This window comes from Bacillus cereus group sp. MG4 (genome assembly GCF_040460055.1).
In the GTDB taxonomy this organism is placed as follows: Bacteria; Bacillota; Bacilli; order Bacillales; family Bacillaceae_G; genus Bacillus_A; species Bacillus_A wiedmannii.
Genome location: NZ_JARVGZ010000001.1, coordinates 2,271,892 through 2,298,245, shown reverse-complemented (window position 1 = coordinate 2,298,245; position 26,354 = coordinate 2,271,892). Strand labels below are relative to the sequence as shown.

Sequence of the window (26,354 nt, the reverse complement as noted above, 5' to 3'; positions counted from 1 at the left end):
CCTCACTTTTCTTTTTAGGAGATAGGAAAGATGAGGGCTTTTTTCAGAGGGATAGGATCCCTTCTAATAGGTGTAGTATTGCTAGTTGGATGTCAATCCAAGGAGAATCATATAGAACAAAAATCTACTACTAAAAAAATTGAGGAGAAGGTACAAATAACGAAAGAAGAAGAGAAATCGATTCAAGATGTTATGGAGAAATTTGTACGGACGACAAATGAAAAAAATCTTGCTGAACATATGGAGTTATTTTCAAAGAAGATGCCTAGTGCTGAAGATTTAAAAACACAAAAAGAAGCCGCTTTTCAAAAGGGAAATAAGAAAATTGAATTGGAACATATAGACATGAACGCTAGTAAAGCAGGGTATGTTGTAGTTGAAACAAAGGAAAAGGAAATAGAGGGAGAGGTCACTCTTCAGAAGAAAGTACAGTATGCACTTGGAAAAGAAGAGGATGGCTGGAAAATTGAAGAAGTTCGCACGATAGGGAAAAAATAACGTGAACCTTTAATCAGAGAGCCTTACTGCCCGTAAATAGCGAAATAAAAAAGGTTCTCATTGGAGAGAACCTTTTTTTTATAGTGGTAACAGAATTTGATTCGAACATGCTTCGATATCATCAATATCTTGGCGAATTGTTGCCATTTTATTATCAAGATCTTCAGCTTTCATTGCTGCATCATGTAGTTCATCTTTTAAATACTCAGGTATTTTCCCCTCATATTTATAATAAAGTTTATGTTCTAAACTTGCCCAAAAGTCCATAGCAAGTGTACGTAACTGGATTTCTGCAAATACATCTTTTGTACCAGAATTCAGTGATAAAGGATACTTAATGATCATGTGTAAACTTTTATATCCGTTTCCCTTTGGATTAGCGATATAATCTTTTACTTCTATGATTTCCATATCCTCACGCTTTTGAATGACTTCTTTTAAATGATAAATATCTTCTACGAAGCAACATGTAATACGAATGCCGATGATATCTTGTAAATGTGTTTGCGCATTCTCAACTGTCGGTAATAAATTTTTACGTTCAAGCTTTTTAATAATACTTTCAGGTTGTTTTAATCTTGTTTTTATATGTTCAAACGGGTTGTAATCCTCTAAAAATTGAGCTTCCCGGTTCATAATTTCAAATTTAGTTTTTAACTCTTCTAAAGCAAATGTATACGGTAGTACAAAAGCTTTCCAGTAGTTAACTGTTGATTGATTATATTCCATTTATATACACACCTTTTCCTATTTACAAGTGAGGTTGTTATTATACTAAATACCAAAGCATATAAGCGCAAGCAGCAAATGAGGAGATCATAAAACGATATTTAGTTTTCATACTTTCAACTCCTTTCGAGTAAGATTCTATATGAATAAACGTGATTGTTAATAAATTCACTATGTACAATTCTTATAGTAATAGATTCGTGTGAATTTCGTATGAACTAATTGTTTCAGATTTTTGTCTTTTTTTTGTAAATCATCATCATTATCCATAATTTAAAGTGTTTTTATTTGATTTATTCAATTGTATAAATTAATGTATATTTGAATTTACGGTTATTAAGGAGGCTATACGGTGAACTTTGAAGAATTAGCAATTGCCAGACGTTCCGCAATGAAATTTGTACAAGGAATAGAAATCCCTGATGAGGATTTTAAAAAAATATTTGAGCTAACAAAGCTTTCGCCATCTTGTTACAATTTGCAACATACACATTATGTTGTAATTCGTGATCAAGAGCGAAAAGAAAGATTAAAAGAGCTAGCTTTCGGACAATATAAAGTATCGAGTGCATCTGCGGTAATACTTGTTTGTGGTGATAAGAGAGCATACCAAAATGTCGAAAATATTTATTTCGGTATGAAGGTTTTAAAGATGATTGATGAATGTGAATATGAAGATACAATTAGACAAACGCAAGGGTTATATGAAGGAAAAGGAGAACGCTTCATGGAAGAGGAAGCGATTAGAAATGCTTCGTTAAGCGCGATGACTTTTATGTACGCAGCTAAATATTATGGCTATGATACGTGTCCAATGATTGGTTTCGATGAAAAAGCAGTACAAAGTGAATTAAATATGCCGGAGCATGTAGTACCTGTTTTAATGATTACGATAGGAAAAAGTGATACTACTAAAATTCGCCCACGAGGATATCGAAAGCCGATTAGTGAGTTTGTTACATACGAAACATTTTAATATAAGGTATAGATTATTTAAACAAAAGGGTTCTATTTAGATCCCTTTTGTTTTGTAATTGACAAATAGAATAAAGTTATATAACGTGTAAATCGTAATCATTACGTTTTAGTTTGCGATTTTTGAAAGAAAGGAGAATTGCATATGCGTATAAATATTACATTAGCTTGTACGGAGTGCGGTGATCGTAATTATATTTCTAAAAAAAATAAACGAAACAATCCAGAGCGCATCGAACTAAAAAAATATTGTCCACGATTAAAGCGAGTAACGCTACATCGTGAGACGAAGTAGAAGACTAGAGATATCTCTAGTCTTTTTTGTTTATAGCCATTTAGTTTTATTTGTTATAATTACCTTAAATTGTAATAAAGGAGAGGTATGATGAATCAAAAAGATAAAGAAAGAAAAGAGCAAGTGGCTCATATGATTGATATTCCAGATGATTATAGGCTTGTCGTAGATGATCAAGAAGGTGTGGATGACCCATATCATCTATTATGGTGGGAACATAAAGACGATGAGGAGAGAACGATACAAATTACGCTGAATAGACATACTGGTAATTTAATCGAATTTAGTATAGATGATAAAAAATATTTTTCGAGTGGTAAGGAAGCGATAGGAGAGAATAAAGCAAGAGAGATTGCAAATGCATTCTTAAAAAAATATACAAAAGAAGGATATGAATTTTATACATATGTAACGGTTAAGGACGACAGGCGTGGTCGGAAAGAAGTAAATTATATGCAAGAAGTGAATGGTCATCCATTGCCGAATACAGGCTGTATTGTGCACGTTCATTCCTCAGGGGAAGTTGTCCACTTTTATTATAATGGACAAAAAGCTATACAAGAAAAACCGCTATGGCCAAGTGAAATTGTTGAGGAGAACGGCGTCTTAGAAAATTTGAAAGCTAGACAAGATATGAGACTTGTATTTGTGGATTTAACACACTCTTCATGCGAGTATGAAAATGGAGAGGAAGTAAAAGGGTACCATCTTGTATATGAACCAGAACCTAGCCATGCGTTTATTAAAGCAAGTACAGGTAAAGATTTATTTGGGCACGATCATTATAGAATAGCTTCTACAGCACCAGTTGTTAAAGCGATAAAAAACATTGAAAGAAAAGATGTGTTCGATTTATTAGATTGGGATAAAGAAAAATTTATAAAAGTAGATGAAAAAGAGGATCAGTATGAAATTCAGATGAAATTTGTACTGAAGGAAGAATTACAAAAAGAAAGAAAAGAGAAAGATGCATATTCAATGGAGGAATTCTATAAAAAGTATTCCCCGATATTGAAACATGATAACTTCGTTGTAATTACTTTAGATAAAGAAACAAATCAATTACTTTCCTGTTTAATGTGGATGGATGAGCAAGAAAGGAAAACACTCTTATCAAGAGACCAATGTTTAGACAAAGCACTTCAATTTTTGGAGCATATTATCCCGAATGCAACAAAATATGTTCAGCTTTGGGATAATTATGAAGAGGAAGAGGGGATAGAGAGATTTTCCTTCTCAATATATGTAAATGACATTCAAGTAGAGGGAAAATATATTATGATCAACATTAATACCGAGAATGGTGCTGTGGTGCATTATTCCGGAGAGTCAAGCAGCCTTATAAAAGAATTACTTACATACGAAACAACACCAAAAGTAAAGAAGGAAAAAGCGTTAGCAATATACAGAGGGGCCATGCGAGTTCATTTAGAATGGTTTTTAGAAAATGACGTAGAGGAAACGAACTACGAACTACTGTATAAACAAACGACAGATAAAAATTGTAAAGAACCTTTCGAGTTTAGTCGAGAAATTCGTTATATTGATGCGCATACCGGGGAGAAAATTTGGAGTGAGTATTAGTAAAAGCCAATCGATACGTATCGATTGGCTTTTACTATGTTCTTAGAATCATTTATTAATTGCCGTTAAGTGGTTGAAGAATACCATCTTAAGCTTTTGACCAATCATATAGGTTTCCATCAGATCCCACTGCAAAATTTAGCGCACGAGAGTTTTCAGGAGATTCGCGTCCGTATAATACGTCGTATAGCTTAATACCATTTATTGTGCCAATTAGTTTGTCTTCTCTGGAGCTGTAACGAATTTCATTTGAGCGAGCTCCCATTCTTTTTTCTAGAACTTTTATAGCATCTTCACTTGTGAATGTATTAGTATCAGTTTGTTTATTTGGTTGCTTAGCTGGTTGTTGCTCTTTTTGTGTGTTTTTAGATTCTGCTTCAGGTTTCGTATTATTTTCAGTTTTTGCATTGTTTTTAGTTGTTGTGCTGTTCTCAGCTTTTGCGTTGTTTTTAGTTGTTGTGCTGTTCTCAGCTTTTGCGTTGTTTTTAGTTGTTGTGTTGTTCTCAGCTGTTGTGTTGTTTTCAGTTTTTGTGTTGTTCTCAGTTTTTGCATTGTTTTTAGTTGTTGTGCTGTTCTCAGCTTTTGCGTTGTTTTTAGTTGTTGTGTTGTTCTCAGCTTTTGTGTTGTTCTCAGCTTTTGTGTTGTTCTCAGCTTTTGTGTTGTTCTCAGCTTTTGGGTTGTTCTCAGTTTTTGCGTTGTTCTCAGCTTTTGCACTGTCTTCAGTTTTTTGGCTATCTTCCGTTGGCAGTATCTTGTTTAGTAGCCTCAGTTTTTGTAGGAGACGTTTGTTGTCCACAGGCTGAAAGTAAGAAAAATGATGATGTGAGTATTACAAGGTTTCTGATTTGTGATGTAGCGTATTGCATGAAAACACCTCTTTCAAAATTTTGGAATCTTACATATTATAATAAATTGGAAAAATATTCAAGTTATGAAAGACTTATTTCGCTCGACAAAAAGCTAAGGATTCCATATTTATATCGTACAGACACAAATAACCTCACGCCCACATACACATAGTAAAGACCACTATTTTGGCGGAGGTGAAAGGTTTGAGTCTATTCGCCGCAATTGGATATATGGTTCGAGAAGTGTTTGTCTTTGTTTCTTATGTGAAGAATAATGCGTTTCCGCAGCCGTTATCATCAGACGATGAGAGAAAGTACTTAGAGTTAATGGAGCAAGGTGATGCTCAAGCGAGAAATCTGTTAATTGAACATAATTTACGGCTTGTAGCTCATATCGTTAAAAAATTTGAAAACACAGGGGAAGATGCAGAAGATTTAATTTCAATTGGTACAATTGGGCTCATTAAAGCGATCGAGAGCTATTCGGCAGGAAAAGGCACAAAACTTGCGACGTATGCAGCACGCTGTATTGAAAATGAAATTTTAATGCATTTACGTGTACTGAAAAAAACGAAAAAAGACGTTTCACTTCATGATCCAATCGGGCAAGATAAAGAGGGGAATGAAATATCGCTTATCGATATATTAAAATCAGAGTCTGAAGATGTAATTGATATGATTCAGCTTAGTATGGAGTTAGAAAAGATTAAAGAGTATATCGATATTTTAGACGAACGAGAGAAAGAAGTAATCGTGAAGCGTTTTGGACTGGGGCTTGATAAGGAGAAAACGCAACGAGAGATTGCGAAGGCACTTGGTATTTCCAGAAGCTACGTATCAAGAATTGAAAAGCGCGCTTTAATGAAAATGTTCCATGAATTTGTAAGAGCTGAGAAAGAGAAAAAAGCGAAAGAATAATGTACATTGCAAGCAGCCATATTTTAAAATGGGCTGCTTTTCTTTTTGTAAATAAGGAAAGAAAAAGAGTTGTGTTCAGAAGAAATCTATGTTCACTGTTGAAAATGACGGATTCTATCTGTAATATTAGAGGGTGCTAAACAATTTAAGAATAATACCATACTTAGTTTTCCGCATGTATAATGAAACAGTTCTATATGATATGTGGGAATAAGAACCAATTTTACATATGATATAGAAGGAAAAGAAGGGGAAGCTAAAGTTATAGACTGATTAGGAGGTTTCGCAATTTGCGACGTACATTATATCGACTTATGATCGAACTTACAAATGGTCGTTTTACTTCTTATATATTACGTAAATTTGCACAATCTCGTTTGAGCTCTATCATTATTCCATCGTATGCGAAAGTTTTTCAAATTAACCAAGATGAGATGGAAAAGGGTTTGAAGGAATATAGAACATTGCATGAATTATTTACGCGTAAGCTAAAAGAAGGAAAGCGTAGTGTTGATACAGATGCATCGAGTATCGTTAGTCCTGTTGATGGTGTTTTTGCTGATCACGGTCCTATTGAGGACACAAAAACATTTGATATTAAAGGTAAGCGTTATTCAATCGTGGATATGCTAGGTAATGAAGAACGTGCAAAGCGATATGCAGGTGGTACATACATGGTTATTTATTTAAGCCCAAGTCATTATCATCGTATTCATAGTCCGCTTTCTGGTTCTGTGACTGAAAGGTTTGTACTTGGTAGAAAGTCATATCCGGTAAATGCAGCTGGTATGGAATATGGGAAAGAGCCATTGTCAAAAAATTATCGCTCTGTTACAGAAGTAAATAGTGACGGTGAACATATGGCACTTGTAAAAGTAGGAGCTATGTTTGTTAATAGTATTGAGCAGTTGCATGAAAGAGACACTGTTCAAAAAGGTGAAGAAATGGCATACTTTACATTTGGCTCAACAGTTGTGTTATTGTTTGAAAAAGATATGATAGAAGTAGTGCAGGAATTGAAGAGTGGACAAGAGCTTCGTCTTGGTGAAAAAATTGCTACTCGTTCGGCTCATAAGTAAAGAAAACATTTTATAACTGTAAGCAAGAGTTATGGACAAAGATGCTTAATGATGAAATTCCCTAGATGGGAGTACTTGTTTATTCGAGAGCCATCGCAGGATGGCTCTTTTTACAAGTTAGCTCATTAAAATTTCACTTTATATGTAATCAAGACGATTTGACAAGCTTGTCCTCTAATGAGCGTCTAATCATTTCTTGTTTTATAAGTAAAATGAAGTCGGGATTTAATTTTAGTTCTTTTGCTTTATAATAAGACTCAGTGAGTAACTCAGTAGACAACTGTTCCATATATTTTGTTTTCAAGGTGAGTCACCTCCTAATAATTTAAGGATTGATTCGTTGTTGCATTTAATGTACCAAAAAAATATGACAGTCACAAACGAGTGGTTATCCACATACCTAGGTGGATAAAATGTGTATAGATTGTTAGTAAATTCCAAATTGGCTGAAAAATTAATGTGGAAAATGTGTACAATTTTATCCACAGGTCATATATCGAAATATGTTGTCGAAAAATTTTTATGAAAACTCCTCAAAGAGGTGAAAGAAATTGAAGCTATTTTTACCAAATGAATATGTAAAAAATGTATATCATGTTCAACCAGAAGATTTGAAAAAACGTGGAATTAAAGGTGTCATTACTGATTTAGATAACACGTTAATTGAATGGGATCGTCCAAATGCAACGCCACAACTTGAAGAATGGTTTTTGAAAATGAAAGAGCAAGGTATTCAAGTAACGGTCGTTTCAAATAATAATGAGCAACGTGTGAAAGACTTTGCTGATCCATTAGGTATTCCATTTATTCATAGTGCGCGTAAACCATTTGTTCGCGCGTTTAAGCGTGCGATACAAGAGATGCACCTGCAACCAGATGAAGTTGTAGTAATTGGAGATCAGTTACTAACGGATGTTTTAGGTGGAAACCGAGTGGGACTTCATACAATTTTAGTTGTACCGGTAGCACAAACGGACGGATTAGTAACGCGCTTTAATCGAAAAATTGAACGAAGAATTATGAGAAATATGAAGAAAAAAGGTTTAATTAACTGGGAGGAATAAAGTTTGACTGAAACAATTAAATGTATTGGTTGCGGTGTAGAAATTCAAACAGAAGATAAAAACGAAGTGGGATATGCTCCTACCTCATCTTTAGAGAAAGAACAAGTAATTTGTCAACGCTGTTTTCGCTTGAAACATTATAACGAAATTCAAGATGTATCATTAACAGATGATGACTTCCTACGTATTCTAAATGGAATTGGAAAATCGGATGCGTTAGTAGTTAAAATTGTAGATATTTTTGATTTTAATGGTAGCTGGTTACCTGGCCTACATCGTTTCGTGGGAAATAATAAAGTATTACTTGTTGGAAATAAAGCTGATTTAATTCCTAAGTCAGTAAAACATGATAAAGTAAAGCATTGGATGCGCTATAGTGCAAAGCAGCTAGGATTAAAGCCAGAAGATGTCTTTTTAATTAGTGCAGCAAAGGGACAAGGGATTGCTGAGTTGGCAGATGCTATTGAGTATTACCGCGGCGGAAAAGATGTTTACGTTGTTGGATGTACGAATGTAGGAAAATCAACATTTATTAATCGTATGATTAAAGAATTTAGTGATGAGACTGAAAATGTAATTACAACATCTCATTTCCCAGGAACAACACTTGATTTAATTGATATTCCGTTAGACGAAGAATCTTCTTTATATGATACGCCAGGTATTATTAACCACCATCAAATGGCTCATTATGTTGGAAAAGAAAGCTTAAAGCTTATTACACCAACAAAAGAAATTAAGCCAATGGTGTTCCAATTAAATGAAGAACAAACACTATTCTTCAGTGGATTGGCACGTTTTGATTATGTAAGTGGTGGTCGTCGTGCATTTACTTGTCACTTCTCGAATCGTTTAACAATCCATCGTACAAAGCTTGAGAAAGCAGATGAATTGTATAAAAATCATGCTGGGGATTTACTAAGCCCGCCAACACCGGAAGAATTAGAAAATATGCCAGAGTTAGTGAAATACGAATTTAATATTCGTGAACCAAAAACGGATGTTGTATTCTCTGGATTAGGATGGGTTACGGTAAACGAATCGGGAGCAAAAATTGTTGCACACGTACCAAAAGGAGTAAGTGTTTCGCTACGTAAATCTTTAATTTAATATGGAGAGGGATTTATGAAACAATTATATGGTGTAATCGGAAATCCAATTGGACATTCATTATCGCCAGTTATGCATAACGATGCATTTGAACACTTGAATATGGATGCCCATTATCATGCATTTCTTGTTAAAGAGGAAGTGCTAGGGGAAGCAGTAAGAGGTTTAAAAGCATTAGGTATTTCAGGATTTAATGTAACAACGCCGCACAAAGTTGCTATTATGGATTATTTGGATGAGACTGACCCGCTAGCAAAACAAATTGGTGCAGTAAATACAGTGGTTCATAAGGATGGAAAATTGATTGGCTACAATACAGATGGAATTGGTTTTGTCCGAGCGCTGCAGTCAATTAGTAGTGAACCACTTCAGGAGAAACGTATTTTATTGCTTGGCGCAGGTGGTGCTAGTCGAGCTATTTATTTTTCTCTTGCTGATGTAGGTGTGAAAGAGATTGATGTAGCTAATCGTACAGCAGATAAGGCAAAAGAACTTATTGCTGCATGTACGGCTACTGTTAATTCTGTTGCTTTATCGCTAGAAAAAGCAACAGAAGAACAAGGAAATTATGATATTATCATTCAGACGACAACAATAGGTATGCATCCACGCGTCGAATATACGCCATTACAAATTTCTTCGTTAAAAAAAGGGACGATTGTATCAGATATAATTTATAATCCATTTGAAACGAAAATTTTATGTGAGGCAAAAGAGCAAGGTGCAATGATTCAAAATGGTATTGATATGTTTGTCTATCAAGGTGCACTTGCATTTGAAATGTGGACAGGGCGTGTACCGAATATCGATAGAATGAAACAATTAGTTATAAGAAAGCTTGGAGGCTAACATATATGTTAACAGGAAAACAAAAAAGATTTTTACGTGCACAAGCACATCATTTAACACCAATTTTTCAAGTAGGAAAAGGCGGAGTAAATGAAAATATGATTAAACAAATCGCAGATACTTTAGAAGTTCGTGAACTATTTAAAGTAAGTGTGCTACAAAACTGTGAATTCGATCGTCGTGAAGTTGCAGAAGAACTTGCAAAAGGCGCACGTGCTGAAATCGTTCAAGTAATTGGAAGTACAATCGTTTTATACAAAGAATCTAGAGAAAATAAACAAATTAAACTTCCGCGATCAAAAGAATAGCATATGCTATTTTTTATCGTTAGTGCGTAATGATGTAGAGAGCGAAACCAATTGAACTTTTATTAACAGTGAACTCTCTTCGGATAGGAATGAAGAGAGTTACTGTAGGTAAAAGGAAGGGGCGTTTCTTTTGAGAAAAATTGGCATCATTGGCGGTACATTTGATCCGCCACATTATGGGCATTTGCTAATTGCAAATGAAGTATATCACGCTTTGAATTTAGAAGAAGTATGGTTCTTACCGAACCAAATTCCACCACATAAACAAGGACGGAATATTACAAGTGTAGAAAATCGCTTACAAATGTTAGAGCTTGCGACTGAGGCGGAGGAACATTTTTCTATTTGTTTAGAAGAGCTAAGCAGAAAGGGCCCATCTTATACGTATGACACTATGTTACAATTGACGAAGAAGTATCCGGATGTGCAGTTTCACTTTATTATTGGTGGAGATATGGTTGAGTATTTACCGAAGTGGTATAACATTGAAGCGTTACTCGATCTTGTGACGTTTGTTGGGGTTGCAAGACCTGGTTATACATTGCGTGCGCCTTATCCTATCACCACTGTGGAAATTCCGGAGTTTGCAGTTTCTTCATCTTTATTGCGTGAGAGATATAAAGAGAAGAGAACATGTAAATATTTACTTCCCGAAAAAGTACAGGTGTATATCGAGAGGAATGGGTTGTATGAATCGTGAGAAAGCACTTCATATTGTCAAACAACAAATGCATGAAAAACGTTATATACACACAATAGGTGTAATGGAGACAGCAATTGAACTTGCTAAGTTATACGGTGTGGATGAAAAAAAGGCTGAAGTTGCAGCTATATTCCATGATTATGCGAAGTGTAGAGCGATTTCTGAGATGGAAGAGATTATTAAAAGTGAAGATTTGCCGAAAGATTTACTTTGTTATAACAAAGAGTTATGGCATGCACCTGTTGGGGCATACTTAGTAGAAAAAGAAGTAGGCATTACGGATCCTGAAATCCTGCAAGCTATTACATATCATACAAGTGGTCATGAGAAAATGACGATGTTAGATAAAGTAATTTATGTAGCTGATTACATTGAGCCTGGGCGAAAGTTTCCAGGGGTGGAGGAAGCTCGTAAACTCGCATATAAGGATATAAATCAAGCTTTATTATTTGCGTTAAAGCGAACAATTCAATTTTTAATGGAAAAAAATCAAACGATTTATCCATTAACATTCCAAACATACAACGCAGTTATCAAGGAGGAAATTAGTAAATGAAAGATAAAGATTTATTAGTATTAGCAGCAAAAGCGGCTGATGATAAGAGAGCAGAAGATATGGTTGTCCTAAATATGCAAGGTATTTCACCAATTGCAGATTATTTCATTATTTGTCACGGTAACTCAGATAAGCAAGTGCAAGCAATTGCGCGTGAAATTAAATCAAAAGCACATGAGTTCCAAATCGACGTACAACGTATGGAAGGTTTTGACGAAGCACGCTGGGTACTAGTTGACCTTGGAGATGTAGTTGCTCATGTATTCCATAAAGATGAGCGTAATCACTATAATTTAGAGCGTCTTTGGGGCGATGTGCCACGTGAGGATATTACAGACGAGCTAGACCAATGAAATACGAACAATTTGCATTGTTGTACGACGAACTAATGAATGATGTTCCTTATGATAAATGGGTGGAATTCACAGAGGAAAGTTTACAGCAAGCGGATATGAAAGAGGCGAAGATTCTTGATGTAGCATGCGGTACTGGTAATGTAACACTTCCGCTTGTACAAAAGGGTTACGATTTAATCGGTGTCGATCTTTCAGAAGAGATGTTAACGGTCGCTCAGCAAAAACTAGGCGGAGAAGGATACTTTATTCCTTTTTACCAACAAGACATGCGAGAGCTTGACGTTCCAGGTGAGTTTGACTGTGTAACGATCTTTTGTGATTCATTAAACTATGTATTGCAAGAAGATGGAGTGCAAGAAACATTTCGAAGAGTGTTTCACCATTTACGTCAAGATGGTTTGTTTTTATTTGATGTACATTCTTTATATAAAATACATCATGTATTTCAAAATGAAACATACACAGTGAATGGAGAAGAAATATCTCTTATTTGGAATTGCTTCCCTGGTGAAGAATCAAATAGTGTAGAACATGATTTAACATTCTTTGTTCAAGACCCAGAAGAAGATGTGTACCATCGTTTTGACGAATGTCACGTGCAACGTGCATATCAGGTCGAAGAGTTAACGACATGGCTTGAAGAAGCTGGTTTTACCGTGCTTCGCGTCACTGGTGATTTTGAGCGACTTGAAGTTACAGAACAAACAGAGCGTATTTTCTTCATGGCGAAGAAAAACGGATAAAACAAAAGCAACCGAGAAGGTTGCTTTTGTTTTGTAAAGAAGTTGTAATTTTAGTTCTAGCATAATAAGAAGATGATATACGTGAAGTGTGAAAATACTAGTTTAAGTGAAAATGTAATGTAAAAAAGTAAGTATTTATAAAAAGGATTTGGAATGACAATGACGTATTTATTATGTGTGTTTATTGAATTGCTGATCGACGCATTTTAAATCTTCATCAAATTTCTCGTGTGTCCGCTCAATTAATTTATGAAACATATCCCCAACATGTTCTTCTAAAACACGAATGCCTTCTCCTGTAACGCCGCCTTTAACACATACTTTTTCTTGTAAAGTAGGCAATGTGAAAATCTCTTTTTCAAGTAGTTTCCCCATTCCAACGACCATTTCACTTACTAAAGTAGTGGCTTCTTCATGTGTAATATTTGTTTTATCTACAGCAGCGTTAATGAAACATTGTAATAAATAACTAAAGAATGCAGGGCCGCAGCTTGCTATATCAGATGAAACGCGCGTTATATCTTCTTCTATCATAAGAGGAGTAGAAATGTTTTTGAATAGGCGAAATAGCTTTTGTTGCCACTCTTCAGAGCAGTTACTTCCAAATGTAAATAGTGATGCGCCAGACAGGGCGCGGTTTGTAATGCTCGGAATGATACGTGCAATGTGGCAAGGTACAAGCGTCTCTAATTGTGACGGAGATATTGGACTTGTGATAGAAACTAAGCACTTTTCATCAGAAAAATGTTCAGCGTATTTTTGTAGGATCGGGTATATATCTATCGGCTTTACGCAAATAAAAATAAGATGTGATCGTTCGATTACCTCATCGATAGTTTTGGCTATATGAACAGAAGGGTGTTTTTCCTTTATATGATATGCTTTGGCGGGCGTTCGATTAATCATTGTAAGGCACGAAGGTTTGACAGCACGGGTTTCTAAAAATGCGTCGATTAGTATATTCCCCATGTTCCCTGTCCCTATAATTCCTATGTTCAATGTTTCATCCCTCCTTCGTAACAGCTTTCTCCTAAACAATATGAATGATGTTATAAATTTATGATTAGAGGTGTAAAATGATGTGGGATTTTCCAAAGAAATGGTTAGGATTAGTAGCTATTATTGGAACTGTACTTTTTCTTCTTTTTTGGAAAACGAACCAGCATACAGAGCGAACGGTCATTGCAACGGATGTTCAAGCGAAAGAGCTAGAGAAGAAAAGTAAACCGAAAATATCGGATACAAAGCAGCAGAAAAAAATAATTGTAATTGATATGAAAGGGGCTGTTGTTAAAGAGGGGGTGTATGAAATGAAAGAAGGGGACCGGGTCAAGGATGCTATTGAAAAGGCAGGTGGTTTTTTACCTGAGGCAGATAGGAAGAAGGTAAATTTAGCACAAATGGTACAAGACCAAATGATCCTTTATGTACCGAATGAAAACGAACAAGTGCAAGAGGTAGCTGCTATTGCAAAGGGGGAGGGGAAAGTTCAAATAAATGCAGCTTCTAAAGAACAACTTGAAAAAATTACAGGCATTGGTTCTCGGAAAGCAGAAAGTATTTTGAAATATCGAGAAGAACATGGTCCTTTTCAGAAAATAGAAGATTTGTTGGAGATTGATGGGATCGGTGTGAAGTCATTGGAAAGAATAAAAGATCAAATTATTATTCCGTAAAAGATTGACGAAGTTTTTCTTCATTCGCTACACTACAAGTAGACAAAAAAGTAGGTGAAAAATATGGAACGAATTTCATGGGATCAATATTTTATGACGCAAAGCCATCTGCTATCTTTACGTAGTACATGTACAAGGCTTGCAGTAGGAGCGACAATCGTTCGTGATAAACGAATTATTGCTGGTGGATATAATGGTTCAATTAAAGGTGGCGTACATTGTATAGATGATGGATGCTACGTTATTGATAATCATTGTGTTCGTACAATTCACGCAGAAATGAATGCTTTATTACAGTGTGCAAAATTCGGTGTGAAAACGGAGGAAGCGGAAATTTATGTTACGCATTTCCCTTGTTTACAATGCTGTAAGGCGATTATTCAAAGTGGTATTACAGCAGTTTATTATGCACAGGATTATAAAAATCATCCATATGCCGTAGAGTTATTTGAAAAAGCGGATGTAACAGTGAAACACGTTCCGCTAGAATATAATATTGCAGCATTAGAGGATCAAAAGCGTCATATGGAGTTAAAAGAACTATTTGCATCTTTAGAAAAAGAAAACTTATCAATGGAAGAATTACAGCATGTATTCACGAAAGCAAAAATGATGCTATAAGGAGTGAGTATAGTTGTATGGACAATGGGGTTATGTTGCAATCTCATTTATCATAGGGATTGCAATTGCCTTTTCCACTTCAGTTTTATTGCTGACTTGTTGTCTCGTTTTGTATGTTTTCTATTGTTTATACCGTACTTCGCGTAAAACCTTCTTTTTTTGTATGTTAGCGTGTTTTAGTGGCGCTATGTACACTACGTATATTCAAGGGCAAAACAAGCCTCTAGGAGAGTCTTACGAAGTTACAAGGGGGCTAATACAAAATACACCTCTTATTAACGGGGATCGCCTAACATTTCAAGTTGAAGATCAGAATAAAAATATAGTGCAGTTAAGTTACAAAATTAAATCGGCCTTGGAAAAGAAACAACTGCGACAATTACATGCAGGAGTATCATGTGTATTCGAAGGTGAGAGGAAAGAACCACCAATAGCTCGGAATTTTAATGGTTTTAATTATCGTGATTATTTGTATAAGCAAAATATTCATTTCATATTGGAGGCTACATATATTTCTGAATGCCAAAAAACATCGTTGTCACTCGTGCAATGGATTCTTCTTTTGAGACAGCAAGCAATCTCGGGCGTTACAGAAATGTTTCCGGAGCAATCAGGTGCTTTTATGAATGCATTAGTATTTGGTGATAGACAACAAATGACATTTGAAGTTGAAGAGCAATATCAGCAATTTGGTCTTGTACATTTGTTGGCGATTTCAGGATCGCATATCGTATTGTTAATGGTAATTGTGTATTTTATTTTGCTAAGAAGTGGTGTGACGAGGGAGATAGCGACAGTATGTCTTATCTTTTGCATTCCTCTATATATGATTTTAGCAGGAGCATCACCGTCTGTTATAAGAGCTTCTATAACAGGAGTTTTGATGTTGATTGCTTTCATATGTTCTATTCGTTTATCTAGCTTAGATGCTTTAAGCGTTACAGCTATATGTATGCTTATATTTGATCCGTATCTTGTTTTTAATATTGGCTTTCAGTTTTCGTTCGTTGGTAGTTTCGCCTTGCTTTTGTCAGCCCCGCTTTTACTAGATAGTAGCAATGGAGTAATCCGAAATTCCATTTATATTTCTTTTATTTCACAACTCGTTAGTACTCCGATTTTGTTATATCACTTCGGTTATTTTTCTCCATATAGTATTTTTCTTAATATCCTATACGTTCCGTTTTTATCTCTTATTGTATTGCCGTGTAGTATTATCGTTTTGGTATGTATACCGATCGTCCCGTTTCTTGCAAAAGGACTTGCGAATGTACTATCAATAGGTTTGAATCTTTCTAATGATTTTCTAAGTTATTGTGAAAATTTACCGTTTATCCGCCTTATTTTTGGGCAAACACCTATACTTCTTGTAGCTCTATATTGCGCGAGTATTGTTAGTATATTGATGGTTTGGGAAAGGCGGGTGTCGAAGAAAATTACGTTCGTAGCTTCGGGTATATTTCTTTTCGTTTGTACATGTCATTATGTATATCCGTATTTTCGAGAAAGTGGGAGTGTTACATTTCTTGATGTTGGACAGGGAGACGCAATTTTAATTCGTCTCCCGTACGATAAAGAGATTTACCTCATTGATACTGGTGGAACAATGCGTGCAAATAAGGAAGAATGGCAACAGAAAAAGCATGAATTTTCTGTTGGAAATGATATTTTAATCCCGTATTTACAAAAGGAAGGGATTAAAACAATCGATAAATTAATCGTAACGCATGGAGATGCGGATCATATAGGTGCTGCGCAAGAGCTAATATCAAATATAACCGTAAAAGAAGTTGTATTTGGCCGAAAGGAACAAGATGCGGTATTAGAAAAAGTATTAAAGAAACAGGCATTAGAAAAGGAAGTGAAAATAAGTGAAGTGGGGGAAGGAGAGAATTGGAGTGTAAATGAAGCGGAATTTTTTGTGTTAGCTCCAACAGGAAAAGCAAGAAGTGAAAATAACGCTTCAATTGTAATATGGGCAAAATTAGGAGGGTTAACGTGGCTGTTTACAGGTGATTTAGAAGAAGAAGGAGAGAAGTTTTTAATAGCTACGTATCCAAATTTACGGGCGGATGTTTTAAAGGTTGCTCATCATGGGAGTAATACGTCATCTATAGTGCCTTTTTTGAGCACTGTACAGCCTGATGTAGCGATTATTTCTGTCGGTGAGCGTAATAGGTATGGGCATCCTCATAAGGAAGTGATAGAGCGTTTGGAGAAGATGGGGATTGAAATATGGCGTACGGATAAGCAAGGCGCTATTTCCTATGTTTTTAAAGTGGAACACGGAACCTTTCGTAGCAAAAACACATATGATGAAACACATAATAGATAAAAAAGAAGACTGCCAGTAAGCAGCAGTCTTTAAGAACCGATAAATTTAATAACAGTTGCAATGATGAAAAGTGTTGCGAAAAAACCAAATGAGACGATAAATCCTACCCCTGAATCAATAGCGTCATTGCGTTTACTTTGAACGTTCTGTTCAAAATCATTCATTTAGAATCCCTCCCCAACATTCCACTTTAGTATAAAATATTGTCAGAAAAAAATCTACAATTTCCATATGAAGAGAAATCGAGCGTTTTTACTACTTTAGATCGTTAAGGAACGTGAGTGTTTTGTTTCCAAGCATGTTAACAGTTGGCACTTATACTCGAATTTTTATTGTGAATAATAAAGGGAAGGTGATTACCGCACACCAATAAGAAACCCGGGGCTTATTGCGTGGCGTTTAATATAAATAAAGGAACGGGTCATAAAGCCTGTTCCTTTGTACTTGTAAAACGAAAGCTAGGGCAGTAGTATAAATATATATTGCCAAGTTAGGGAGTAGGAAAAAGTATGAGTGATATACATAAAAAGATTAAAAAGAAGCAGTTTGCTCCAGTGTATTTACTGTATGGAACGGAAGCGTTTCTTATAAATGAAACGATAAAGCTTATTACAACAGAAGCGCTTGAAGAGGAAGATCGCGAGTTTAATGTTGTGACATATGATTTAGAAGAAGCGTATTTAGAAGATGTGGTTGAGGATGCACGTACACTTCCTTTTTTCGGGGAACGTAAAGTGATATTAATAAAATCACCACTATTTTTAACTTCACAAAAAGAAAAATTAGAGCAAAATATAAAAATTTTAGAAGAATATATTGGAGAGCCTTCTCCATTTTCTATTCTTGTTTTTGTTGCGCCTTACGAAAAACTTGATGAACGAAAAAAAATTACAAAACTATTAAAGAAAACAGCGGACGTAGTAGAAGCGAATGCGATGCAAGTGCAGGATGTTCAGAAGTGGATTGTTGCTCGTGCAGATGAAGTGCATGTGCATATAGATAATGCAGCTGTTAGTTTGTTGTTAGAGCTTGTGGGAAGTAATGTAACGATGTTGGCGAAGGAAATGGACAAGTTAACGTTATACGTCGGTATGGGCGGAGAGATTACACCGAAACTTGTTGGGGAGCTTGTGCCAAAATCGGTTGAACAAAATGTGTTTGCTTTGACAGAAAAAGTGGTAAAAAAAGATATCGCGGGTGCGATGCAAATTTTGGATGGATTATTTACGCAGCAAGAGGAACCAATTAAACTGCTTGCGTTATTAGTAAGTCAATTCCGCTTGCTCTATCAAGTGAAAGAGTTACAGCAGCGTGGTTATGGACAAAATCAAATTGCGTCTCATATTGGTGTGCATCCATATCGTGTAAAGTTAGCGATGAATCAAACGAAGTTTTTCTCTTTTGAAGAATTAAAAAAAGTGATTATAGAATTAGCGGAAGCTGATTATAGTATGAAGACTGGAAAAATGGATAAGAAACTTGTGCTTGAGTTTTTCTTAATGCGGTTAAATCATATGTGATGAAACAAAAAGTTCACGTGCTTAGCACGTGAACTTTTTGTATATAAAAAAACGATCCAAATGGATCGTTTTTTAAACGCCTTACGCGTTTACTTGTTTCGCTAAGCGAGATTTTTGACGAGCTGCAGCGTTTTGGTGGATAAGACCTTTACGAGCTGCTTTGTCAAGTTTTTTAGAAGCAGTTTTGAAAGCTTCTTTAGCATTTTCAAGATCGTTATTAGTAACTAAAGCTTCTACAGTTTTAACAGCAGAACGCATGTCAGACTTGATAGAAGCGTTATGTGAACGACGCTCTTCGCTAAGTTTAGCGCGTTTGATAGCAGATTTGATGTTTGCCATACTTTTCACCTCCCTGGTGCAATCGAATGACTCGATTCTTAACATAGAACAAGTGATATTCTATCAAACGGTGAAGAGAATTGCAATAGTATATCAATGAAATTTCACGTAAAGGAAAGAATGACCTTATATAACTTTGGGAAATCTAACGATATTTACTATGAATTACGGAGGAGATACGATGAAAGAACCATTAGATTTAAGTAAATATAGTGTTAGAACGGACCTTGCTGTAGAGGCACATGAAATGCTGCAAGAGAGTCAAGAAGAGCAAAAAGGGATACAAGGAGTTATTGTCAAAGAGAGGGAAGAAGAAGGTATTACCATTACAAAAGTAACGATTGATGAAATTGCCTCTGAATCGATGGGTAAAAAACCTGGGAGTTATTTAACGCTTGAAGTACAAGGTATACGTCAACAAGATACGGAACTGCAACAAAAAGTAGAGCGCATTTTTGCAAAAGAATTTTCTTATTTCTTAGAAGAGGTTGGCGTTACGAAAGAAGCGAGTTGTTTAATTGTTGGCCTTGGGAATTGGAATGTAACGCCAGATGCGCTTGGACCAATCGTTGTAGAAAATGTATTGGTAACGAGACATTTGTTTCAATTGCAGCCTGAAAGTGTAGAAGAAGGGTTTAGGCCTGTTAGTGCAATTCGGCCGGGGGTAATGGGAATTACAGGAATCGAAACGAGCGATGTCATTTATGGAATCATTGAGAAGACGAAGCCAGACTTTGTCATTGCAATTGATGCATTAGCTGCCCGCTCTATTGAACGAGTAAATAGTACGATACAAATTTCTGATACGGGAATTCATCCTGGATCGGGTGTTGGGAATAAGCGTAAGGAACTTAGTAAAGAAACATTGGGTATTCCTGTTATCGCGATTGGTGTTCCGACTGTGGTTGATGCCGTTTCGATTACAAGCGATACAATTGATTTTATTTTGAAACATTTTGGACGGGAGATGAAAGAAGGAAACAAACCTTCCCGTTCTTTGTTGCCAGCCGGTTTTACATTTGGAGAAAAGAAAAAATTAACAGAAGAAGATATGCCGGATGAAAAGAGTCGGAATATGTTTTTAGGTGCTGTAGGTACACTGGAAGATGAAGAGAAGAGAAAATTAATTTATGAAGTGTTATCTCCTCTTGGTCATAATTTAATGGTTACTCCGAAAGAAGTGGATGCTTTCATAGAGGATATGGCGAATGTAATAGCGAGTGGTTTAAATGCAGCCTTGCATCATCAAATTGACCAAGATAATACAGGAGCATATACACATTGATGGGAAGAGATGATAATCGTTTAAGCCGTTTTTCGCTTTTATGTATATGTAGTGCGGCTTTATGTTTACTTATGATAATAGCAAGGGTGGCACTTGCTAATCATGGTTTGAAAAGTATGAAAGGTTATCAGCAAATGTCGTATGAACAAATCGCTCATATGACAGGAACAGAGGGTGCGGGTGCTGAATCAGAAATTTTGGGCAGTTCGTTTTCCGTTGCTGAAAAACAAAAACAATTAGAAAGCTTAAAAAGCTTTAATGTTGTAGAAGGAATTGGTATGGCAATAGCAAGTGCTACTTATGAAGTAACAAAGTTCGGAACGGATATAGTTGTTGGGAAAGTGAGAGAGATTTTTAGTTAAGGGTAGCAGGAAGAACGGTTGTCTTACCATTTTGTACGACAGCCGTTTTTAAATTTGAAAAAGGTTTGTCTCTTATGGTTTGTTCGCATAAGATATAAATAGAATGATTTGTATTGTAAGCAGCACGAGTTTTCATTGAATCTTTGCTGCTCTATTGATATAATCAGTGCTAGTGTATATTGGCGAGACTATTAGGAGTTGAGAACATAGATGAACAAAGAAGAAAGAGCAAAAAGACAGTCCAAAATCCGTAATTTCTCTATCATTGCTCATATTGACCACGGAAAATCAACGTTAGCAGACCGTATTTTAGAGAAAACAAACGCGTTAACACAACGTGAAATGAAAGCTCAATTGCTTGACTCTATGGATTTAGAGCGTGAGCGCGGTATTACAATTAAATTAAATGCAGTACAACTAACGTATAAAGCGAAAGACGGTGAAGAGTATATTCTTCACTTAATCGATACTCCAGGACACGTCGACTTTACGTACGAAGTATCTCGTAGTTTAGCGGCTTGTGAAGGTGCGATTCTTGTTGTGGATGCAGCACAAGGGATTGAGGCGCAAACATTAGCGAACGTATATTTAGCGCTTGATAATAATTTGGAAATATTACCAGTTATTAATAAGATCGACTTACCAAGTGCGGACCCAGAACGTGTACGTCAAGAGGTAGAAGATGTAATTGGTTTAGATGCATCGGAAGCTGTACTTGCTTCAGCGAAAGCTGGTATTGGTATTGAAGATATTTTAGAACAAATCGTTGAAAAGGTACCAGCTCCAACAGGGGATTCAGAAGAGCCTTTACAATGTATGATTTTCGATTCTTTATATGACCCGTACCGCGGTGTAATTGCATATATCCGTGTTGTAAATGGAACGGTAAAAGTTGGCGATAAAGTACGTATGATGGCAACTGGAAAAGAATTTGAAGTAACAGAAGTAGGTGTGTTTACACCGAAAACAACGCAACGTGACGAGTTAACAGTAGGTGATGTAGGTTTCTTAGCAGCATCTATTAAAAACGTAGGTGATACACGCGTAGGTGATACGATCACACATGCAAAACGTCCGGCTGCAGAGGCGTTAGCAGGTTATCGTAAATTAAACCCGATGGTATTCTGTGGTTTATATCCAATCGATTCTGCACGTTACAACGACTTACGTGATGCGTTAGAAAAATTAGAGTTAAACGATTCTGCTCTTGAGTTTGAACCAGAAACATCTCAAGCGCTAGGATTTGGTTTCCGTTGTGGTTTCTTAGGACTTCTTCACATGGAAATCATTCAAGAACGTATTGAACGTGAATTTAAAATCGATTTAATTACAACAGCACCAAGCGTTATTTATAAAGTTTATTTAACGAACGGTGAAGATGTTATTGTTGATAATCCATCTAATATGCCAGATCCACAGTCTATTGATCGTGTAGAAGAGCCGTTTGTGAAGGCTTCAATTATGGTTCCGAATGACTATGTTGGAGCTGTAATGGAAATTTGCCAAGGTAAACGTGGAACGTTTATTGATATGCAATATTTAGATGAAACACGTGTTACACTAACATACGAAATCCCGTTATCAGAAATCGTATATGACTTCTTCGATCAGTTGAAATCAAATACGAAAGGATATGCATCGTTTGACTACGAGTTAATTGGTTACAAACCATCGAAACTTGTGAAAATGGATATTCTTTTAAATAACGAACAAGTCGATGCTCTATCATTTATCGTACACCGTGATTCAGCGTATGATCGTGGTAAAGTAATCGTAGAGAAATTAAAAGAATTAATTCCAAGACAACAGTTCGAAGTACCAATTCAGGCGACTATCGGAAACAAGGTTGTAGCACGTTCTACAATTAAGGCAATGCGTAAAAACGTACTTGCGAAATGTTACGGTGGTGACATTTCTCGTAAGCGTAAACTTCTTGATAAGCAAAAAGAAGGTAAAAAACGTATGAAGTCTGTTGGTTCTGTAGAAGTACCGCAAGAAGCATTCATGGCTGTACTGAAAATGGATGACAACTAATAATTGATTGTTATTTCATGCGGATTGAGATAAAAAAAGAAGTCGTTTATACGGCTTCTTTTTTATGTATAATTACTTTTTAGACAACGTAGCTTCTCTCATTTACAATAGTGAGGTGGCTATATTTATGAATGATTGATATAGAGTTAGGAGACTATTAATGTCCGAAAATATTCGAAAAGATATTCACGAAAAAATACAAAATGGCAATTTTAATTGTGAAAAGGAATTGACGCTTTCTATTATTAGCGGGAAGTGGAAAGTTGTGATACTGTGGCATCTTGGTGTGGAAGGGCCTCATCGTTTTAGTGAATTACAACGATTATTCCCAAGCATTTCTCATAAAGTTTTGTCGAACCAATTAAAAGAGTTAATGGAAGATGGGATTGTTGACCGAACAGTATACCCAGAAATTCCTCCGCGAGTAGAGTATTATATGACGGAATTAGGCATGTCGCTTTTACCGATCGTTGAAATGATGTATGATTGGGGAAAAATGCGAATGGAACAAATTCGTAATACGTTAGAGAAGTGAAGATTCCTCCGGAGTGCGGAGGTTTTCTTTTTAGAAAGGTAGGAGTTATATTTGGTGCAAGCTGCATATATTCATATTCCATTTTGTCAGCATATTTGTCACTATTGTGATTTTAATAAAGTGTTTATTGAACGCCAACCGGTCGATCAATATTTAGAGTATTTAGAGAAAGAAATAATAAATACAGTTCAAAAAGTACCGTTTGATAGTATGAAAACGATTTTTGTTGGTGGAGGAACTCCGACAGCGTTAAATATGGAACAGACAAAAAAGTTACTAGATATTATAAACCGTCGCTTACGTCCGTTTGCTCCAAATTGTGAATTAACATTTGAAGCGAATCCAGGTGATTTACCGAAAGAGAAGTTAAATGTATTGCTAGAAGGTGGAGTGAACCGAATTAGTTTTGGTGTGCAAACATTTCGGGATGAATTGCTTGAGAAAATTGGGCGTAAGCATACGAGGGAAGATGCATTTGTAGCAATTAGAGAAGCGCAGGAAGTGGGCTTTAAAAATATAAATGTAGATATTATTTATGCTCTGCCAGGGCAGACGATAGAAGATGTAAAAGAAACATTAGACATTGCTTTTACGCTTGGTGTACAACATTTCTCGGCATATTCATTAATTGTGGAACCGAAAACTGTGTTTTATAACTTAATGAATAAAGGGAAATTAAGACTTCCAGGTGAAGATCATGAAGCGAAAATGTATGAAATGGTAATGGATGAAATGGAGAAACACGGCTATACCCAGTATGAAATTAGCAATTTCTCAAAAGATGATAATGAAAGTAGACACAATCTCACATACTGGAATAATGAGGAGTATTATGGATTTGGAGCTGGAGCGCATAGTTATGTAAATGGAGAACGTATCCAAAATGTAGGGCCGCTCAAGCAATATTTCAATAAAATCGATGAAACTGGATTTCCGTATTTAGATGTTCATGCGGTGACGGAGAAAGAAAGAATGGAAGAAGAGTTGTTCTTAGGACTTCGAAAAACAAAAGGTGTATCTAAAGTAGCGTTTCAAAGGAAATTTAATATGGAGATGGATCAAGTTTTCGCGAAGCAGTTGCAAAAAAATCAAGAACAAGGATTGCTTGAAGAGAAAGATGGATATGTTCGTTTAACGCGAAAAGGAAAATTATTAGGGAATGAAGTATTCCAATCGTTTTTGATTGACTAATTAAATGTTCCATAAACGTGAAAAAGTTTCATTATTTCGTGACGTTTCCGTTGACAATTGAATGTCAATTTTGGTAAGTTATTAATAGATTTAGCACTCGAAGACAAAGAGTGCTAACAGAGGTGATGATGAGATGCTTACGGAACGTCAGCTCTTAATTTTACAAACAATTATTGATGACTTTATTGGATCAGCGCAACCTGTTGGGTCGAGGACGTTGGCTAAGAAAGATGAAATTACGTTTAGTTCAGCTACTATTCGAAATGAAATGGCTGATTTAGAGGAACTAGGATTTATTGAGAAAACGCATAGTTCTTCAGGACGTGTTCCTTCTGAAAAAGGATATCGTTTTTATGTAGACCATCTTTTAGCGCCGCAAAACTTACCGAACGATGAAATTGTACAAATTAAAGATTTATTTGCTGAAAGAATTTTTGAAGCGGAAAAGATTGCACAGCAATCGGCTCAAATTTTATCAGAGCTTACGAATTATACGGCCATTGTTCTTGGACCGAAGTTAAGCACAAATAAACTTAAAAACGTACAAATTGTACCGCTTGATCGTCAAACTGCAGTCGCTATTATTGTAACGGATACAGGGCATGTACAAAGCAAAACGATTACCGTTCCGGAATCTGTTGATTTATCAGATTTAGAAAAAATGGTTAATATTTTAAATGAAAAGCTGTCGGGTGTACCAATGGCAGAACTGCATAACAAAATCTTTAAAGAGATTGTTACAGTTTTACGTGGATATGTTCATAATTACGATAGTGCAATAAAAATGTTAGATGGTACATTTCAAGTTCCTTTATCGGAAAAGATATACTTTGGAGGCAAAGCAAATATGCTTTCGCAACCAGAGTTCCATGACATTCACAAAGTAAGATCCTTGCTGACGATGATTGATAATGAAGCCGAGTTTTATGACATTTTGCGTCATAAACAAGTAGGTATTCAAGTGAACATTGGTAGGGAAAACTCTGCGACGGCCATGGAAGATTGTAGTTTAATTTCTGCAACATATTCGATTGGAGAAGAACAGCTTGGAACAATTGCTATTTTAGGTCCGACAAGAATGCAATACTCTCGGGTAATTAGTTTGTTACAGTTATTTACGAGACAATTTACTGATGGACTTAAAAAGTAAATGAGAGTAATACATTCGCTCAAGTAATGAAATTTTCATTGCTGTGTGTAATATATAATGCTTAAGGAATTGTGTTCAGCATAATACCTAATACCTTTTAAGGAGGTGAATATTGTGGAAGAGCGTAACGAACAAGTGGTAGAAGAAGTAAAAGAAGCGCAAGTTGAAGAAGCTGTCACGACAGAAAACAGTGAAAAAACTGTAGAAGAAAAAAGTGAGGCTGCTCTTTTACAAGAAAAAGTAGATGAGTTACAAGCGAAGCTAACGGAAACGGAAGGTCGCACATTACGTCTACAAGCTGATTTTGAAAATTATAAGCGTCGTGTCCAAATGGATAAACAGGCTGCTGAAAAATATAGAGCACAAAGTCTAGTTTCAGATATTTTGCCAGCTCTTGATAATTTTGAAAGAGCGATGCAAGTGGAAGCAACTGATGAGCAAACGAAATCCTTGTTACAAGGTATGGAAATGGTGCATCGTCAATTGCTAGAAGCGTTGACTAAAGAAGGCGTTGAAGCGATTGAAGCTGTTGGTAAACAGTTTGATCCTAATGAACACCAAGCTATTATGCAAGTGGAAGATAGTGAATTTGAATCAAACGCGGTAGTTGAAGAATTCCAAAAAGGTTATAAACTAAAAGACCGTGTGATTCGCCCATCAATGGTAAAAGTAAATCAATAATTTACATAAA

At 35.9% G+C, this 26,354-nt stretch carries 30 protein-coding genes and 1 pseudogene; 25 read left to right on the top strand and 6 right to left on the bottom strand.

The annotated features are described in order from the left end of the window. The first annotated feature begins 30 nt into the window (after positions 1-30). On the top strand, positions 31-498 hold the full coding sequence (locus QCI41_RS12110) for a hypothetical protein (RefSeq protein WP_001201021.1): 468 nt from the start codon (positions 31-33) through the stop codon (positions 496-498). Between the two features lie 78 nt (positions 499-576). Here the strand turns inward: QCI41_RS12110 and QCI41_RS12105 are convergent, their stop codons facing one another. Then, on the bottom strand, positions 577-1,227 hold the full coding sequence (locus QCI41_RS12105; protein WP_000456212.1) for a GTP pyrophosphokinase: 651 nt from the start codon (positions 1,225-1,227) through the stop codon (positions 577-579). Positions 1,228-1,579: 352 nt separating this feature from the next. On the opposite strand from QCI41_RS12105, the gene QCI41_RS12100 reads away from it, so the two are divergent. From QCI41_RS12100 to QCI41_RS12090, 3 genes are all read left to right on the top strand, one after another. Beyond that, positions 1,580-2,203: a nitroreductase family protein gene (locus tag QCI41_RS12100; RefSeq protein ID WP_353837408.1), complete on the top strand. Its 624-nt coding sequence runs from the start codon at positions 1,580-1,582 to the stop codon at positions 2,201-2,203. Positions 2,204-2,347: 144 nt separating this feature from the next. Continuing rightward, a complete protein-coding gene (rpmG, locus tag QCI41_RS12095; protein WP_306183995.1) occupies positions 2,348-2,497 on the top strand; it encodes a 50S ribosomal protein L33 in 150 nt (49 codons plus the stop codon). Positions 2,498-2,584: 87 nt separating this feature from the next. Continuing rightward, a complete protein-coding gene (locus QCI41_RS12090; RefSeq protein ID WP_353837409.1) occupies positions 2,585-4,081 on the top strand; it encodes a YcdB/YcdC domain-containing protein in 1,497 nt (498 codons plus the stop codon). An 88-nt stretch (positions 4,082-4,169) separates the two neighbouring features. Here QCI41_RS12090 and QCI41_RS12085 read toward each other — a convergent pair. Further along, a pseudogene (locus tag QCI41_RS12085) lies at positions 4,170-4,947 on the bottom strand (hypothetical protein). Between the two features lie 186 nt (positions 4,948-5,133). Here QCI41_RS12085 and sigK point away from each other — a divergent pair. Beyond that, complete coding sequence (gene sigK, locus QCI41_RS12080; RefSeq protein ID WP_000051382.1) at positions 5,134-5,847, top strand: RNA polymerase sporulation sigma factor SigK; 714 nt, start codon at positions 5,134-5,136, stop codon at positions 5,845-5,847. Positions 5,848-6,137: 290 nt separating this feature from the next. Beyond that, the gene (locus QCI41_RS12075) at positions 6,138-6,926 is read left to right on the top strand and encodes a phosphatidylserine decarboxylase (protein WP_353837410.1); all 789 of its coding nucleotides are present in this window, start codon (positions 6,138-6,140) and stop codon (positions 6,924-6,926) included. A gap of 148 nt (positions 6,927-7,074) precedes the next feature. Here the strand turns inward: QCI41_RS12075 and sda are convergent, their stop codons facing one another. Further along, complete coding sequence (gene sda, locus QCI41_RS12070; protein WP_000853283.1) at positions 7,075-7,230, bottom strand: sporulation histidine kinase inhibitor Sda; 156 nt, start codon at positions 7,228-7,230, stop codon at positions 7,075-7,077. Between the two features lie 247 nt (positions 7,231-7,477). On the opposite strand from sda, the gene QCI41_RS12065 reads away from it, so the two are divergent. The 8 genes from QCI41_RS12065 to QCI41_RS12030 all read left to right on the top strand — a co-directional run bounded on the left by QCI41_RS12065 (position 7,478) and on the right by QCI41_RS12030 (position 12,615). After that, positions 7,478-7,990 (top strand): YqeG family HAD IIIA-type phosphatase, encoded by a 513-nt coding sequence (locus QCI41_RS12065; RefSeq protein WP_000765308.1) that lies wholly within the window; start codon positions 7,478-7,480, stop codon positions 7,988-7,990. A gap of 3 nt (positions 7,991-7,993) precedes the next feature. After that, on the top strand, positions 7,994-9,100 hold the full coding sequence (gene yqeH / locus QCI41_RS12060) for a ribosome biogenesis GTPase YqeH (RefSeq protein ID WP_000140797.1): 1,107 nt from the start codon (positions 7,994-7,996) through the stop codon (positions 9,098-9,100). Positions 9,101-9,115: 15 nt separating this feature from the next. Next, positions 9,116-9,949 carry a shikimate dehydrogenase gene (aroE, locus tag QCI41_RS12055; RefSeq protein ID WP_353837411.1) on the top strand — a complete coding sequence of 278 codons (834 nt, stop codon included), beginning with the start codon at positions 9,116-9,118 and terminating at the stop codon, positions 9,947-9,949. 5 nt (positions 9,950-9,954) lie between these two features. Then, on the top strand, positions 9,955-10,257 hold the full coding sequence (gene yhbY / locus QCI41_RS12050; protein WP_000955225.1) for a ribosome assembly RNA-binding protein YhbY: 303 nt from the start codon (positions 9,955-9,957) through the stop codon (positions 10,255-10,257). A 130-nt stretch (positions 10,258-10,387) separates the two neighbouring features. Then, complete coding sequence (gene nadD / locus QCI41_RS12045; protein ID WP_353837412.1) at positions 10,388-10,957, top strand: nicotinate-nucleotide adenylyltransferase; 570 nt, start codon at positions 10,388-10,390, stop codon at positions 10,955-10,957. Then, entirely contained in the window at positions 10,947-11,516 is a 570-nt protein-coding gene (gene yqeK, locus QCI41_RS12040; RefSeq protein ID WP_001078361.1) for a bis(5'-nucleosyl)-tetraphosphatase (symmetrical) YqeK, read from the top strand. The genes nadD and yqeK overlap by 11 nt, the downstream gene beginning before the upstream one ends. Next, entirely contained in the window at positions 11,513-11,869 is a 357-nt protein-coding gene (gene rsfS / locus QCI41_RS12035) for a ribosome silencing factor (RefSeq protein ID WP_000653203.1), read from the top strand. Before yqeK ends, rsfS begins: the two co-directional genes overlap by 4 nt. Beyond that, positions 11,866-12,615, top strand: coding sequence for a class I SAM-dependent methyltransferase (locus QCI41_RS12030; protein WP_000873071.1), 750 nt, complete (start codon positions 11,866-11,868; stop codon positions 12,613-12,615). Before rsfS ends, QCI41_RS12030 begins: the two co-directional genes overlap by 4 nt. 171 nt (positions 12,616-12,786) lie before the next feature. On the opposite strand, the gene comER is transcribed toward QCI41_RS12030, so the two are convergent. Beyond that, positions 12,787-13,614 carry a late competence protein ComER gene (gene comER / locus QCI41_RS12025; protein WP_353837413.1) on the bottom strand — a complete coding sequence of 276 codons (828 nt, stop codon included), beginning with the start codon at positions 13,612-13,614 and terminating at the stop codon, positions 12,787-12,789. Between the two features lie 77 nt (positions 13,615-13,691). Between comER and QCI41_RS12020 the strand changes: the two genes are divergently transcribed. The 3 genes from QCI41_RS12020 (at position 13,692) to QCI41_RS12010 (ending at position 17,247) form a co-directional block, all read left to right on the top strand. Next, positions 13,692-14,291, top strand: coding sequence for a helix-hairpin-helix domain-containing protein (locus QCI41_RS12020; RefSeq protein WP_000989940.1), 600 nt, complete (start codon positions 13,692-13,694; stop codon positions 14,289-14,291). A gap of 63 nt (positions 14,292-14,354) precedes the next feature. Further along, positions 14,355-14,912 carry a ComE operon protein 2 gene (locus QCI41_RS12015; RefSeq protein ID WP_000439780.1) on the top strand — a complete coding sequence of 186 codons (558 nt, stop codon included), beginning with the start codon at positions 14,355-14,357 and terminating at the stop codon, positions 14,910-14,912. A 13-nt stretch (positions 14,913-14,925) separates the two neighbouring features. Further along, positions 14,926-17,247: a DNA internalization-related competence protein ComEC/Rec2 gene (locus QCI41_RS12010; RefSeq protein ID WP_353837414.1), complete on the top strand. Its 2,322-nt coding sequence runs from the start codon at positions 14,926-14,928 to the stop codon at positions 17,245-17,247. Positions 17,248-17,276: 29 nt separating this feature from the next. Here QCI41_RS12010 and QCI41_RS12005 read toward each other — a convergent pair whose 3' ends face one another. Continuing rightward, positions 17,277-17,411: a YqzM family protein gene (locus QCI41_RS12005; protein ID WP_000997609.1), complete on the bottom strand. Its 135-nt coding sequence runs from the start codon at positions 17,409-17,411 to the stop codon at positions 17,277-17,279. Positions 17,412-17,756: 345 nt separating this feature from the next. Here QCI41_RS12005 and holA point away from each other — a divergent pair, with 345 nt between their 5' ends. Further along, the gene (gene holA / locus QCI41_RS12000) at positions 17,757-18,767 is read left to right on the top strand and encodes a DNA polymerase III subunit delta (RefSeq protein WP_353837415.1); all 1,011 of its coding nucleotides are present in this window, start codon (positions 17,757-17,759) and stop codon (positions 18,765-18,767) included. Between the two features lie 81 nt (positions 18,768-18,848). Here the strand turns inward: holA and rpsT are convergent, their stop codons facing one another. Beyond that, a complete protein-coding gene (gene rpsT, locus QCI41_RS11995; protein ID WP_001274014.1) occupies positions 18,849-19,106 on the bottom strand; it encodes a 30S ribosomal protein S20 in 258 nt (85 codons plus the stop codon). A 181-nt stretch (positions 19,107-19,287) separates the two neighbouring features. Between rpsT and gpr the strand changes: the two genes are divergently transcribed. From gpr to grpE, 7 genes are all read left to right on the top strand, one after another. Then, positions 19,288-20,391 (top strand): GPR endopeptidase, encoded by a 1,104-nt coding sequence (gene gpr / locus QCI41_RS11990; protein WP_000662625.1) that lies wholly within the window; start codon positions 19,288-19,290, stop codon positions 20,389-20,391. Beyond that, positions 20,388-20,753, top strand: coding sequence for a YqxA family protein (locus QCI41_RS11985; RefSeq protein ID WP_353837416.1), 366 nt, complete (start codon positions 20,388-20,390; stop codon positions 20,751-20,753). Before gpr ends, QCI41_RS11985 begins: the two co-directional genes overlap by 4 nt. Before the next feature lie 210 nt (positions 20,754-20,963). Then, entirely contained in the window at positions 20,964-22,787 is a 1,824-nt protein-coding gene (lepA, locus tag QCI41_RS11980; protein WP_001030960.1) for an elongation factor 4, read from the top strand. 160 nt (positions 22,788-22,947) lie between these two features. After that, positions 22,948-23,322, top strand: coding sequence for a winged helix-turn-helix transcriptional regulator (locus QCI41_RS11975; protein ID WP_001293536.1), 375 nt, complete (start codon positions 22,948-22,950; stop codon positions 23,320-23,322). Positions 23,323-23,373: 51 nt separating this feature from the next. Continuing rightward, positions 23,374-24,513 (top strand): radical SAM family heme chaperone HemW, encoded by a 1,140-nt coding sequence (gene hemW, locus QCI41_RS11970; protein ID WP_060488259.1) that lies wholly within the window; start codon positions 23,374-23,376, stop codon positions 24,511-24,513. A gap of 133 nt (positions 24,514-24,646) precedes the next feature. Then, positions 24,647-25,663, top strand: coding sequence for a heat-inducible transcriptional repressor HrcA (gene hrcA, locus QCI41_RS11965; protein ID WP_000954947.1), 1,017 nt, complete (start codon positions 24,647-24,649; stop codon positions 25,661-25,663). Positions 25,664-25,777: 114 nt separating this feature from the next. Next, positions 25,778-26,344, top strand: a complete 567-nt coding sequence (gene grpE / locus QCI41_RS11960; RefSeq protein WP_000392716.1) for a nucleotide exchange factor GrpE — start codon at positions 25,778-25,780, stop codon at positions 26,342-26,344. Positions 26,345-26,354 lie beyond the last annotated feature (10 nt).

Bases quoted from the DNA above. Each gene is read 5' to 3' on its own strand.
- QCI41_RS12110 (WP_001201021.1), top strand. From the start codon at position 31: ATGAGGGCTTTTTTCAGAGGGATAGGATCCCTTCTAATAGGTGTAGTA.
- QCI41_RS12105 (WP_000456212.1), bottom strand. From the start codon at position 1,227: ATGGAATATAATCAATCAACAGTTAACTACTGGAAAGCTTTTGTACTA.
- rpmG (WP_306183995.1), top strand. From the start codon at position 2,348: ATGCGTATAAATATTACATTAGCTTGTACGGAGTGCGGTGATCGTAAT.
- QCI41_RS12090 (WP_353837409.1), top strand. From the start codon at position 2,585: ATGATGAATCAAAAAGATAAAGAAAGAAAAGAGCAAGTGGCTCATATG.
- aroE (WP_353837411.1), top strand. From the start codon at position 9,116: ATGAAACAATTATATGGTGTAATCGGAAATCCAATTGGACATTCATTA.
- yhbY (WP_000955225.1), top strand. From the start codon at position 9,955: ATGTTAACAGGAAAACAAAAAAGATTTTTACGTGCACAAGCACATCAT.
- yqeK (WP_001078361.1), top strand. From the start codon at position 10,947: ATGAATCGTGAGAAAGCACTTCATATTGTCAAACAACAAATGCATGAA.
- rsfS (WP_000653203.1), top strand. From the start codon at position 11,513: ATGAAAGATAAAGATTTATTAGTATTAGCAGCAAAAGCGGCTGATGAT.
- QCI41_RS12030 (WP_000873071.1), top strand. From the start codon at position 11,866: ATGAAATACGAACAATTTGCATTGTTGTACGACGAACTAATGAATGAT.
- QCI41_RS12020 (WP_000989940.1), top strand. From the start codon at position 13,692: ATGATGTGGGATTTTCCAAAGAAATGGTTAGGATTAGTAGCTATTATT.
- QCI41_RS12015 (WP_000439780.1), top strand. From the start codon at position 14,355: ATGGAACGAATTTCATGGGATCAATATTTTATGACGCAAAGCCATCTG.
- QCI41_RS12005 (WP_000997609.1), bottom strand. From the start codon at position 17,411: ATGAATGATTTTGAACAGAACGTTCAAAGTAAACGCAATGACGCTATT.
- holA (WP_353837415.1), top strand. From the start codon at position 17,757: ATGAGTGATATACATAAAAAGATTAAAAAGAAGCAGTTTGCTCCAGTG.
- rpsT (WP_001274014.1), bottom strand. From the start codon at position 19,106: ATGGCAAACATCAAATCTGCTATCAAACGCGCTAAACTTAGCGAAGAG.
- gpr (WP_000662625.1), top strand. From the start codon at position 19,288: ATGAAAGAACCATTAGATTTAAGTAAATATAGTGTTAGAACGGACCTT.
- lepA (WP_001030960.1), top strand. From the start codon at position 20,964: ATGAACAAAGAAGAAAGAGCAAAAAGACAGTCCAAAATCCGTAATTTC.
- QCI41_RS11975 (WP_001293536.1), top strand. From the start codon at position 22,948: ATGTCCGAAAATATTCGAAAAGATATTCACGAAAAAATACAAAATGGC.
- hrcA (WP_000954947.1), top strand. From the start codon at position 24,647: ATGCTTACGGAACGTCAGCTCTTAATTTTACAAACAATTATTGATGAC.